We start from the raw sequence: 11980 nt of genomic DNA on the forward strand, positions 1-11980 counted from the left end.
GCGATGCGTTGGATTGGTTTATCAGGTTTAACGGTGTTGGTGTTGTTGGCCGGCCTCGAAACCGGTCGGGCCGAACCCAAGCCGGCACCCGTCGGCGACAGTGCGATCAAGAAAGCCCAAGGTATTATCCGCCAGCTCAGCCAGGAAAAATCCGCGCTGGAGGCGGAAAAAGCCGCATGGCTGGCCGACAAGGCAACTTTGGAGGGCAAACTCAAATTACTCGAAAATCAGGCCAGATTGCTGCCGGCACTGCAGGACCAGGTGGAACGCTACAAAGCCGGCTTGGACAGCGTGCGCGGTAGCCTGGAAAATCAGTTGGTCCAACAGCGCCAGCGCGAACAGGCCTTGCTGCAAAAGCATAACGACATGGTTTTGCAGGCCCGCGCCATCCGCGAAGATAACACGGTGTTGGTGCAAGCGGTGCAAGAACGCGAGCGATGGATTAGCCAATGCGGCGAATTGAACCGTCAGCTGCGCGAGGTCGGCCAGGACATCGTGCAACACAGTGGCGATAAAAGTCTGTTCGAACAACTGGCCGAGCTGGAACCGATCACCGGGATTGCCCAAGTGCAAAACGAGGCGCAAGCCGAAACCTATCGCTATCGCTTGCGGCAATTGAAAGTCACGCCGTTCGAAGCCGTCGTGCCGGTACAATCCGACGGTGCGCCCGCCGCCGCCGAGGCAATGCCGGCCGAACCGGCGTCGACCGGAGCACCTGACGCCGGCACTGCAGAGCCTGTTGATAACGCGGAATCGCCGGATGCCGGCCAAGCGGCGCGGGCGGCCGATGACACCGCGAGTCACGGCCGGGGGGCTGGCCGATGAGCCGCATCGCGCCTTTTGCCGTTGCGCTCGGGCTAAGCCTGGCCGTCACGACGGTTCAAGCGCAAACTGCGGCAGCCGCGCCAACCGGTGCCGGCGCCACGGGTGCCGATCGCGCCGCCAATGCCGAGACGGTCGCCGCCGAATGGGCGGGCGAGCAGAAACCCCGATTCGACGTTTTCGATTATCAAATCGACGGCAACACGCTGCTAGACGACGAAACCCTGGAAAAAGCCGTTTATCCCTTCCTCGGTCCGGATAAGAGCGTCGACGAGGTCGAACGGGCCCGCGCGGCGCTGGAGCAAGCCTACCGTCAGGCCGGCTATCCAACCGTGGTCGTGTCGATTCCGGAGCAGGACGTGGCGGGCGACAGCGTGCGCCTACAAGTACTGGAAGGCAGCATCGAAACCGTCTACATCAGCGGTTCGCGTTATTACGCGCTGGGCAAGATCCGCGAAGGCTTGCCGGCGCTGGCCGAGGGTCAAGTCCCGCACATGCCGCGACTGCAGGAGCAAATGAACACGCTGGCCAAGCAATCGGCCGACCGCAACGTCACGCCGGTGTTCCGGGCCGGTTCGACGCCGGGCAAAATGGAAGTGGAACTGAAGGTCAAGGACGAATTGCCGCTGCATGGCAGCGTCGAAATGAACAGCCGCAACTCCGAGCGCACCAGCTATTCCCGGCTGCTGGGCTCGCTACGTTACGACAACCTGTGGCAGGCTTTTCATAGCGCCTCCTTGCAATACCAGGTCTCGCCGCAAGTCAGCGAAGAAGTCGAAGTCTGGTCCGGCACCTACGTGCTGCCGACCGGTTGGGCCGACACCCGTTTGGCGCTGTACGGCATAGGCATCAGCTCCAACACCCAACTCGGCGTCAATATCGGCGGCCTGTCGGTGGTCGGTACCGGCTCGATCTACGGCGCGCGGCTAGTCAAGCCGCTGGCGGGCTCTTTCGAAAGTATTTTTCACAATCTGACCTTCGGCTTCGACTATAAAAGTTTCGGTCAGCAGATTGCCAGCTTCACCGAGAATACGCCGATCAGCTATGCCGGATTCATGGCCGGCTACGACGGAACGCGGCGCGGCGACGGCTACGCCAGCAGTCTGAACTTGGCCGGTCATTTCAGTTTTCGCGGCTTGGGTAATGATGCCGCCGAATTCGAGCGCAAGCGGGCCGGAGCCACCCCAAACTATTTCTACCTGACCGGTGACGTGAAACATCAGCAGCTACTGCCCTGGGATTTTCGCTTGCAGGCCAGGGCCAGCGGCCAGGCCAGCATCGGAAAACTGATCAGCAACGAGCAATTCGCGGCCGGCGGCCCGCTCAGCGTGCGCGGTTATCATCAGACCCAGGTTCTGGCGGACCATGGCGTCAATCTGTCTCTGGAGTTTTACAGCCCGCACTTGCTGCCTGCCGACTGGGACGCCGCGCAAAATCTGCGCTTGCTGGGTTTTATCGACTGGGCCAGATTGTGGACAGACGCGCCGATCGCGCCGACTCCGGCGGTCGAACAACTCGCTTCGGCCGGTTTGGGCCTGCGTATGCAATGGTTCAAGCGCCTGCTCGGCGAACTGGATTGGAGTTATCCGTTTCACGGCCAAAGCAGTGTTTCCGCCGGCCAACAGCGCGTGGATTTTCGGTTGGTTTACGAATTTTAGGGCTGCAACTCAAACGGCTTTCGTAGCGTTTGCCGATCGCCGGAAGGCTAACGGAGTTCAACGGATTGCGGAGGCAAGACAACCTTTAGTGATGACAGCCAACAAGTCGGATCGGTGTTTATAAATCCCATCCCGTTCGTCGGTTCTCAAGAAACTGAAACCGTGATGGAGAAAAAGCGCGCGGATAACTTCATCAGAGCCGGACGATCAATTAAGCACCTTCACGAAGAAACCGAAACGACCTTCGACAAGGCTCTCCCGAGCGAGGCCGAAGGACTCGGGACAAACGGTCGAGACTAAACTGAACGGCAATGGGTGCTGGGCAAGGAAGGCCGTTCGAACCAGGGGCGCTGGTAACGCGTGTCGCGGTAACGCTCATTGCGGTGCAAAAAGCCGGCTTGCGATTGATTTTGGTGCGGCTTTTCGGCGGGCGGCGCGGGGAGGATTGGTGTGAAGGCCGGTAGCGTGGGACATGCAAGGGTTGGCACCGGATTTGCTAAATTAAAATCGTAACTCCTGGCTGTTCCTCCTGTCCTCTCCCGTGGGACTCACACCCTCCGCTTCTGACCGGGCCGAGGGTATTTTTTTGCGCCGAGTGCGGCCTTGGTTTTTGGAGGGGCTCAGTCGCTCAGCAGCGGCATGGTGCCTTGAAACTGCCGACGGGCTTGCGCGGTGAGTTTGGCAAGCCGCTCGCCGTCCAATTTCAGGCGCGACCAAGCCACGCCGTTGACTTGCAATTGGCGCGCCTCGCACACCTCGTCATCTTGGAGCGTTTCGGCCAGCAGATTGGCGGTATAGATGACATCGGCCATCGTCTTGCCGCCGCCGGGTAGATAATGGGTATGGTGCAGCGCGATCGCGTGTTGAATATCCACCGGAAAATTCCAACGTTTGGCAACTTCGCTGCCCAGCAGGGTATGGTCGAAACCGAAGGTTTCCCGTTCCAGTTGCAGCGGCGACAAGCCGCTTTCTTCGCTGAGTTCGCCTAATCGGGCGACGTCGTGCGGAAAACAGCTCCACATTACCAATTTGCCGATGTCGTGCAGCAGGCCGGCGGTGAACGCGGCGTCAGGGTTTAGGCCTGTGCCGCCCGCCAACAGCTTCGCGCACACCGCGGCGGCGACATTGTGCCGCCAGAATGCCCGCCAGTCGAAATACTTTTCCATGCCGGTAAAGACGTTGATCAGGCCGGCGGTCAATACTAAACCGCGCACGTTGGTGAACCCGAGCATGGCGATGGCTTCGCTGATCGAGCCGATCTGCCCGGATACCCCGTAAAACGGTGAGTTGGCGACCCGCATCAAGCGAGCCACTAGCGCCTGGTCGTGGGCGATTTTATTGGCCAACGTGGCGATATTGACGTTTTCGTCGCCGAAGTTTTCCAGTAATTCTACGACCAATCCAGGCAGCGACGGCAGCTGCCGAATGCTGTCCAGAACTTTGTCGAGATTGCCGGCGTATTGGGATCTTTCAGTCATTGTCTCGGGTTTTCCTGACCGGATTCCGGCCAAAGCATCAGGATGCGTCCGCGCGAAACGCTGTCGGCGCCCATGGTTCGACAAAGCGCCCATGCGGATAGGCCGCCGGTCAGCACGATCCGCCGCTCGCGGCCGTCGGGATCGGCCAGTACCGCCAGCGCGGCGGCCGGCAGGCGCAGGGAGGCCTCGCAGCTCAGCAACGGTATGCCGTCGTCGCTGGCCAGCAAGCGGTTGGCCTGGCGATTGGCCATTACGATCAAACCGTCGTCGTCGATGCCGATCACTGCGGTCGGCAAATGTTCCAGGATTTCCCTGGACACTTGCAGCATGTTGATGCCCCGGCCGAGTTCCCGGGTTTTTTCGGCGATGCGCCGCTCCAAGTCCCGATTGATGGCCGACAGCTCGGCGTTGGCCTGTTCCAAGGCCCGGCCCAGCGCGGCATTCTCCAGCGTCAATTCGTAGCGTTGAAAAGCTTCGCGCACCGCGTCGCGCAGATGCTCCTCGCGCCAGGGTTTGTTCAAGAATTTATAGATGGCACCCTGATTGATCGCGTCGGTCACGGTCTGGATGTCGTTGAACCCGGACAGAATGATGCGAGCCGTGGCCGGGTAAAGATCCTTGACCTTGCGGAAAAATTCGACGCCGCTCATGCCCGGCATGCGCTGGCCGGACACGATGACGCCGACTCGCTGCCTGGCCAGTATCTCCAGTGCCTCGCCGCCGCCGGTCGCGGTCATAATCCGGTAGCCGTCGCCGTCGAGTTGACGCACCAAGGCTTCGACGACCTTGGTTTCGTCGTCGACCACCAGCAGACGGCGCTCCTCGCTGTCGCCGCCGCCGCGCCGGGCGGCCAATCGATCGAAACGCCGGTAAAAGTCGATGAATTCATCGGCCGGTAATGGTTTGCCCAGAAAATAGCCTTGCACTTCGTTGCAACGGTGATTGGCTAGAAAATTCAATTGGCCTTCGGTTTCTACGCCTTCGGCGATGACCCGCAGGCGCAATTCGTGGGCCATGCTGATGATAGAGCGGACCAGCGCGGCGACGTTAGGGTCGCTGGTCAGCTCGCGGGTAAAGGATTGGTCGATCTTGACCGTCGTGACCGGAAAACGGCTCAGATAACTCAGCGACGAATAGCCGGTGCCGAAGTCGTCGACGGCCAAGCAGATGCCCATCGCCCGTAGCGCTCGCAACGTACCTATCGACTCCTCGACGTTGCGCATCAACAGGCTTTCGGTCAGCTCCAGTTCCAATAATCTGGGGTCCAGACCGGTTTCCCGCAGTACCGCCTCGATGCAATCGGCCATGCTGTGTTCGGTGAATTGTACCGGCGACAGATTGATGGCCATTCTTAACGGGGGCAGGCCGGCCGCGCGCCAGGCGCCGACCTGGCGGCAACCGGTTTCCAGCACCCACCGTCCCAACGGCACGATCAATGCGGTTTCCTCGGCGATCTTGATGAATTCGGCCGGCGAGATCCAACCCAGCGTCGGATGCCGCCAACGCGCCAAGGCTTCGACGCCGATGATGCGGCCGCTATCCAGATCGATCTGCGGTTGATAATGCAGAGCCAGCTGGCGGTGCTCCAAGGCCAAGCGCAATTCGTTTTCCAGATGCAGCCGGTGGGCGTTGGCCGCATTCATTTCGTCGGAAAAATACAGATACCGGTTCTTGCCTTGTTCCTTGGCGCGGTACATCGCGGTGTCGGCGCGTTTCAGCAACACCACCGCGTCGGCGCCGTCTTTCGGAAAGGCGCAAACGCCGATACTGACCGTCAAAAACAAGGTGTGACCGTCGATGTAAAACGGCGCCGCCAGCAAATCGAGAATTTTCTGAGCGATGCAATGAATGTCTTCGAACTTGCCTATTCCGGTGGCGAGAATCACGAATTCGTCGCCGCCCAGTCTGGCCACGGTGTCGGCTTCGCGGATACCGCTGTCCAGTCGCACCGATGCCGCCACCAATAATTTATCGCCGATTTCGTGGCCCAAACTGTCGTTGATCAGTTTGAATCGATCGAAGTCTATCGACAGTACCGCTAGCCAGTGCTCGCTACGTCCGGCCAGCGCGATGGCTTGGCCGATACGGTCCAGCATCAGGTTGCGGTTGGGCAGGCCGGTCAATTCGTCGCGACTTGCCGCTTGCGTTGCCACAGCCGCGCGCTCGGCGGCGTAGATCAGCATCGTGCCATGCAAGGCGGCCGGCCGGTCCGACTCGGCCGCGGCGGTGCTCAGTTGCAGTCGCGCGGGCATTTGCGCACCGTCCGCGCGGGCCACTCGACACTCGGTCCCGCTCGATGAGAGCTGTGTCAATAAGTGCCGGTCTTCGGGGATGACCACGGTTTGCCAGAAATACGGAATTCGCCGCCAATGTTCGGCGGGGTAACCCAGTCGTTCGGTCTGGTCTGAGACGTAACGGCACAAGCCGGTCCGCGGATCGGCTTCCCACGCGATAGTCCAGATTCGTTGCAACAACTGATAACTTTCCGGATCGGCGATCATGGTACCTTGAGTAGCGGAAGCGGAACGAACAAGCGGTTAGATGTCATTTCAGTGAGAGTGGGTGCGGACCGGTCGACTTGGCGGACGAAACGCGGCGCAAACCTCCAAAAGGTAGTCGAAATCCGGGATTTGCCAATGGCGCGAACTTCCGACCGCGCCCTCGTCTAATGCCGTATTGACGTCGACGCGGGTCGCCGACGCCGGAATTCCGCAAAATGCCGGAGCCGCTGGCGCGCGTTGGGATAAGCTCCCCGCGCGCGGCAAGGCGCCCGGACATTGTCCCAATCAAATTCAGGATAGTTTCCAGTATGACGCATTGGCTTTATTTGGCCGTATCCATTCTGACCGAAGTCGCGGCGAGCTCGCTGCTCAAGTACAGCGACGGTTTTTCCAAGCCGTGGCCCTCGTTGGCCATCGCGATCGGCTACGGTCTGTCGTTTTATTGCTTTTCGGTGGCGCTACGCACGATCCCAATCAGCATAGGCTATGCGGTTTGGGCCGGGCTTGGCATTGTCGGCATCGGCTTGATCGACGTTGCCCTGTTCGGCCAGAAGCTGGACGGACCGGCACTGGCCGGTATCGGCTTGGTGGTGGCCGGTGTCGTGACGCTGAGTCTGTTTTCCAATTCGGTCGGGCATTAAGGATTCGGCGCCAACCGCCGGCCGGCCGGATCTCACGCTAGCGCGTCAGCCGCGATCAGAGGCTCGCCAGCCGTGCCTTAAGCCCGCGCCGGGCGATCTTACTCTTTTCGCGGCACGTAGCCGTTCGGTACTTGGAAACCGCCGGCAAACAGGAATTTTTCCCGTTCGACCTCCAGGACCTTCTTGGCGTAGGGATCGAAACTGGATAAGCGCTGCTCGTTAATGATCATAGTCTGCATCGCCAGCCAGTCTTTCCAGGCTTGTTTGGAAACCTGTTCGAAAATACGTTGGCCCTTGGGGCCGGGAAACGGCGGCGAGTCTAGGCCCTCCGCTTCCACACCCAGTTTTACGCATTGAACCATTCTTGTCATAGTGAACCTCGCTCTCGTTAGGTGGTCACAGCTGCTCCGAAACGTGCCGGAAGCCGTGAGTATTCCGGCCAGCGTTATACCAAAGCGCGGGTTCCGCTTCCATCACATTGTTGATAGGGTTATTGGAGACGATGCCAACTTCGCCGATCGTAACCTCGGATCGCGGCGGTGCGGTTTTACCGTTCCGTTTTGCCGGATCGACAATGTATGAAAGAATCGGCGACGGTACCAACCCAGGCCCGATTCGGCAATCCGCCGGATCGGGCCTCCACTTCATATAGATCACGGACATGACGACCTTTTGCTTTCGCGGCACTGTTTTTCTCGCCGCTTGGATGTTTTTTGCCGGCTGCGGTAGCGACGTGCCGGCCACCGAATCGACACCCGCCACCAACCCCGCCCTGAGTGTGACGACGATACAGCCCGCCGGTCGGGATATTCCGCTGACGCTGGCCGCCAACGGTTCGATCGCCGCGTGGCAGGAGGCGATCATCGGCGCCGAGGTCGGCGATCTGCGGCTGGCCGAAGTCCGTGCTCAGGTCGGCGACGCAGTGCGCAAGGGTCAGGTGCTGGCGCTACTGGATGCCGAAACCGTGCAGGCGGACCTTGCCCAAGCCAAGGCCATATTGGCCGAGACCAAGGCCAGCCTGGAAGAGGCCAGACTCAACGCCGACCGCACCCGCCATGCCACCTCGTCGTTGGCGCTTAGCGCCCAACAAGTCGCCCAATATCTGACCGGCGAAAAGACCGCCCAGGCCAAGGTCGAATCGGCTCAGGCCCAAGTGGACGCACAGTTGTTGCGCCTCAAGCATACCCAAGTGGTCGCCAGCGACGACGGCGTGATTTCGGCGCGCAACGCGACCTTGGGCGCGGTGGCTTCGGCCGGCCAGGAATTATTTCGCTTGATTCGGCAGAGCCGCCTGGAATGGCGCGCCGAAGTCACCGCCGCCGAAATCGCCAAATTGCGGCCGGGACTGGAAGTGACGGTCGAGGTGCCCAATGTCGGCCGGACGCCCGGCAAAGTCCGTCAGTTGGCGCCAACTCTGGACCCGCAAAGCCGCAACGGTCTGGTCTACGTTGACCTGCCGGATGCCGTCCGCCAAGGCCTGCGAGCCGGTATGTTCGCCAGGGGCGAATTTGCCCTGGGCGCCAGTCCCGCGCTGATCGTGCCGCAAACCGCGGTGTCCTTGCGCGAAGGTTTCAGCTACGTGTTCAAGCTCGGCGAGCGCCAGGGAGACCTGGCCAAGGTGGCCCTGGTCAAGGTTCAACTCGGCCGGCGCAGCGGCGACGATCTGGAAGTACTGGCCGGCATCAGCGCCGGCGACCAGCTGGTGGCCGGCGGCGTGTCCTTCCTGGCCGACGGCGATCTGGTGCGGGTGGTGCCGAAATGAACGTCTCCGCTTGGTGCATCCGCAATCCGATTCCGGCCCTGATGCTGTTCGTGCTGCTGGGTTTCGGCGGTTTACAAGGCTTCAAGGCGATGAAAGTCCAGAACTTTCCCGATCTGGACTTGCCGACCGTGACCTTGACCGCCAATCTGCCCGGCGCGTCGCCGGCCCAATTGGAAACCGACGTGGCCCGCAAGCTGGAAAACTCGCTGGCCACGCTGCAAGGCCTTAAGCACCTCTACACCAAGATCTACGACGGCAACGTGGTGATCAACGCCGAATTTCGCCTGGAAAAACCGGTGCAGGAAGCGGTGGACGATGTGCGCTCGGCGGTCTCCAAGGTGCGCGCCGATTTGCCGGCCGACTTGCGCGAGCCGGTCGTTACCAAATTGGATCTGGCCGGCGCGCCGATACTGGCGCTGACCGTGTCCTCCGACAAACGCGACGACGAAGCGCTGTCCTGGTTCGTCGAGGATACCGTCGCCAAGCGACTGCTGGCGGTGCGCGGCGTCGGCGCGGTGACCCGAGTCGGCGGCGTCAGCCGCGAAATCGGCATCGCGTTGGACCCGGTCAAACTACAGGCGCTGGGCGTCAGCGCCGCCGACATTTCCCGGCAACTGCGCCAGGTGCAGCAGGAAAGCGCCGGCGGCCGCACCGATCTTGGCAGCGGCGAGCAGCCCTTGCGCACGCTGGCGAAAGTCGCGTCGGTCGAGGAATTACGGCCGCTGCAACTGGCCTTGCCCGACGGCCGCCGCATCCGGCTGGATCAAGTCGCCGACCTGAACGATTCGGTTGCCGAACCGCGCGCGCTGGCCTTGCTGGACGGCCGGCCGGTGGTCGGTTTCGAGGTTACCCGCAGCCGAGGCGCCAGCGAGGTCGAAGTCGGTGCCGGCGTGCAACAGGCGCTGGCGGACTTGAAACTAAGCTATCCGGACGTGCAATTCACCGAAGCCTTTAATTTTGTCGAGCCGGTCGCCGAGGAATTTCAAGGCTCGATGACGATGATCTACGAAGGCGCGCTGCTGGCGGTCATCGTGGTCTGGCTGTTTTTGCGAGACTGGCGCGCCACCTTCGTCTCGGCGGTGGCGTTGCCCTTGTCGGTGATCCCGTCGTTTCTGGGCATGTATTTGCTGGGTTTTTCGTTGAACGTGATTACCTTGCTGGCGCTGTCGCTGGTGATCGGCATTCTGGTCGACGACGCGATCGTCGAAGTCGAAAACATCGTCCGTCACCAGCGCATGGGCAAGACGCCCTATCAAGCGGCGCTGGAAGCGGCCGACGAAATAGGTCTGGCCGTCGTCGCCACCACGTTCGCGTTGGTGGCGGTGTTTCTGCCCACCGCCTTCATGAGCGGGGTGCCGGGGCGTTTTTTCAAACAATTCGGTTGGACCGCCGCGCTGGCCATCATCGCCTCGCTGATTGTGGCCCGGATGTTGACGCCGATGATGTCGGCTTATCTGTTGAAGGATCGCGAACACGTCGCGGCGCCCGAAGGTTGGCTGATGCGGACTTACATGAACATGGCGGCCTGGTGCTTGCGCCACCGCATTGTGACGATGGCCGGCGCGCTGGCGTTTTTCATCGGCTCGCTGATGTTGATTCCGCTGTTGCCGACCGGCTTCATCCCGGCCGACGACAATCCGCAAACCCAGGTCTTCGTCGAGCTGTCGCCCGGCGCGACGCTGGCGCAAACCCGCGCCTCGGCCGAACAGGCCCGGCAATTGGTGGCGGCGGTGCCTTACGTCAAAAGCGTCTACACCACGATAGGCGCCGGCGCGGCCGGTAGCGACCCGATGGTAATGAGCATGGGTACCAGCGAGGTGCGCAAGGCGACGCTAACCGTCACTCTGGCTGCCCGCCGCGACCGGCCGGTGCGCAAGCAAACGATAGAAAACGACATTAGGATCGCGTTGCAACGTTTGCCCGGCGTGCGTACCAAGGTCGGCTTGGGCGCGTCCGGAGAAAAATACGTGCTGGTGTTGAGTGGCGACGATCCGCAGGCCTTGAGCAAGGCCGCCGGCGATGTCGAGCGCGATTTGCGCACGATACCCGGCCTGGGCAGCATCGCCTCCAGCGCGGCCTTGATCCGCCCGGAAATCGCGGTGCGTCCCGACTTCGCCCGCGCCGCCGATCTGGGCGTCACCACCGCCGCGTTGGCCGAAACCCTGCGCATCGCGACGATAGGCGACTACGACTGGTCGCTCCCCAAACTCAACCTGAGCCAGCGGCAAGTGCCGATCGTCGTCAAACTGGCGAGTGCCGGCCGTCAGGATTTGGCGGTGCTGGAACGTTTGACGGTGCCGTCCAACAAGCCCAACGCTGGTTCGGTGCTGGTCGGCCAGGTCGCCAAACTGGAGCTGTCCAGCGGTCCGGCCCTGATCGACCGCTACGACCGCGCCCGCAACGTCAATTTCGAAATCGAACTCAACGGCCAACCGCTCGGCGACGTCGCCAATGCCGCGCATCAGTTGCCCAGCATCCGCCACCTGCCGGCCGGTGTGCGCTTGCTCAGTATCGGAGATGCCGAAATGATGGAGGAGTTGTTCGGCAGTTTCGGTTCGGCGATGTTGACCGGCGTGTTGTGCATCTTCGTGGTGTTGGTATTGCTGTTTAAGGACTTCATCCAACCCGTCACGATTTTGACCGCGCTGCCGCTGTCGTTCGGCGGTGGCTTCGTCGCATTGCTGATCGCCGGCAAGGCTTTTTCGATGCCGTCGCTGATCGGCCTGGTGATGCTGATGGGCATCGCCACCAAAAACTCGATTCTGCTGGTGGAATACGCCATCGTCGCTCGCCGCGAGCATGGCCTGAGCCGCGGCGAAGCGCTGCTGGACGCCTGCCGCAAGCGGGCTAGGCCCATCGTGATGACCACGATCGCGATGGGCGCCGGTATGCTGCCGATCGCGTTGGGCATGGGTGCCGCCGACGCCTCGTTTCGCAGTCCGATGGCGATCGCGGTGATCGGCGGCTTGGTCACGTCGACGCTGCTCAGCCTATTGGTGATTCCGGTGGCCTATTGCTATCTGGACGATTTGAAAATGAGCTTGGCGCGCGGCTACGCTCGGTGGTTGAGCTGGTTGAATCGGCGGGCGGCGCAAGCCTGATCGCGGTATCCGTTGGC

Annotated in this window: 8 protein-coding genes; 5 read left to right on the plus strand and 3 right to left on the minus strand. The window is 61.4% G+C overall.

All coding sequences use genetic code 11. From position 1 onward, the window contains the following. Positions 1-3 precede the first annotated feature (3 nt). Both BJL95_RS18370 and BJL95_RS18375 read left to right on the plus strand, forming a co-directional pair. Positions 4-825, plus strand: a complete 822-nt coding sequence (locus BJL95_RS18370) for a hypothetical protein (RefSeq protein WP_071160043.1) — start codon at positions 4-6, stop codon at positions 823-825. Beyond that, on the plus strand, positions 822-2480 hold the full coding sequence (locus BJL95_RS18375) for a ShlB/FhaC/HecB family hemolysin secretion/activation protein (protein ID WP_083386155.1): 1659 nt from the start codon (positions 822-824) through the stop codon (positions 2478-2480). The genes BJL95_RS18370 and BJL95_RS18375 overlap by 4 nt, the downstream gene beginning before the upstream one ends. 620 nt (positions 2481-3100) lie before the next feature. On the opposite strand, the gene BJL95_RS18385 is transcribed toward BJL95_RS18375, so the two are convergent. Continuing rightward, the gene (locus BJL95_RS18385) at positions 3101-3958 is read right to left on the minus strand and encodes an HDOD domain-containing protein (RefSeq protein ID WP_071160047.1); all 858 of its coding nucleotides are present in this window, start codon (positions 3956-3958) and stop codon (positions 3101-3103) included. Further along, positions 3955-6459 (minus strand): EAL domain-containing protein, encoded by a 2505-nt coding sequence (locus BJL95_RS18390; protein WP_071160049.1) that lies wholly within the window; start codon positions 6457-6459, stop codon positions 3955-3957. Before BJL95_RS18390 ends, BJL95_RS18385 begins: the two co-directional genes overlap by 4 nt. Before the next feature lie 308 nt (positions 6460-6767). Here BJL95_RS18390 and BJL95_RS18395 point away from each other — a divergent pair, with 308 nt between their 5' ends. Then, a complete protein-coding gene (locus BJL95_RS18395) occupies positions 6768-7100 on the plus strand; it encodes a multidrug efflux SMR transporter (RefSeq protein ID WP_071160050.1) in 333 nt (110 codons plus the stop codon). A gap of 98 nt (positions 7101-7198) precedes the next feature. Here BJL95_RS18395 and BJL95_RS18400 read toward each other — a convergent pair whose 3' ends face one another. Continuing rightward, a complete protein-coding gene (locus tag BJL95_RS18400; RefSeq protein ID WP_071160052.1) occupies positions 7199-7471 on the minus strand; it encodes an oxidative damage protection protein in 273 nt (90 codons plus the stop codon). A gap of 290 nt (positions 7472-7761) precedes the next feature. Between BJL95_RS18400 and BJL95_RS18410 the strand changes: the two genes are divergently transcribed. Beyond that, positions 7762-8862 (plus strand): efflux RND transporter periplasmic adaptor subunit, encoded by a 1101-nt coding sequence (locus tag BJL95_RS18410; protein WP_071160056.1) that lies wholly within the window; start codon positions 7762-7764, stop codon positions 8860-8862. Further along, entirely contained in the window at positions 8859-11963 is a 3105-nt protein-coding gene (locus BJL95_RS18415; RefSeq protein ID WP_071160058.1) for an efflux RND transporter permease subunit, read from the plus strand. Before BJL95_RS18410 ends, BJL95_RS18415 begins: the two co-directional genes overlap by 4 nt. Positions 11964-11980 lie beyond the last annotated feature (17 nt).

The sequence above is a fragment of the Methylomonas sp. LWB genome (genome assembly GCF_001856095.1).
Classification (GTDB): Bacteria; Pseudomonadota; Gammaproteobacteria; order Methylococcales; family Methylomonadaceae; genus Methylomonas; species Methylomonas koyamae_A.

What these genes read in the sequence shown, in the direction of transcription:
- BJL95_RS18370 (WP_071160043.1), top strand. Translation starts at nt 4, where the DNA reads ATGCGTTGGATTGGTTTATCAGGTTTAACGGTGTTGGTGTTGTTGGCC.
- BJL95_RS18375 (WP_083386155.1), top strand. Translation starts at nt 822, where the DNA reads ATGAGCCGCATCGCGCCTTTTGCCGTTGCGCTCGGGCTAAGCCTGGCC.
- BJL95_RS18385 (WP_071160047.1), bottom strand. Translation starts at nt 3,958, where the DNA reads ATGACTGAAAGATCCCAATACGCCGGCAATCTCGACAAAGTTCTGGAC.
- BJL95_RS18390 (WP_071160049.1), bottom strand. Translation starts at nt 6,459, where the DNA reads ATGATCGCCGATCCGGAAAGTTATCAGTTGTTGCAACGAATCTGGACT.
- BJL95_RS18395 (WP_071160050.1), top strand. Translation starts at nt 6,768, where the DNA reads ATGACGCATTGGCTTTATTTGGCCGTATCCATTCTGACCGAAGTCGCG.
- BJL95_RS18400 (WP_071160052.1), bottom strand. Translation starts at nt 7,471, where the DNA reads ATGACAAGAATGGTTCAATGCGTAAAACTGGGTGTGGAAGCGGAGGGC.
- BJL95_RS18410 (WP_071160056.1), top strand. Translation starts at nt 7,762, where the DNA reads ATGACGACCTTTTGCTTTCGCGGCACTGTTTTTCTCGCCGCTTGGATG.
- BJL95_RS18415 (WP_071160058.1), top strand. Translation starts at nt 8,859, where the DNA reads ATGAACGTCTCCGCTTGGTGCATCCGCAATCCGATTCCGGCCCTGATG.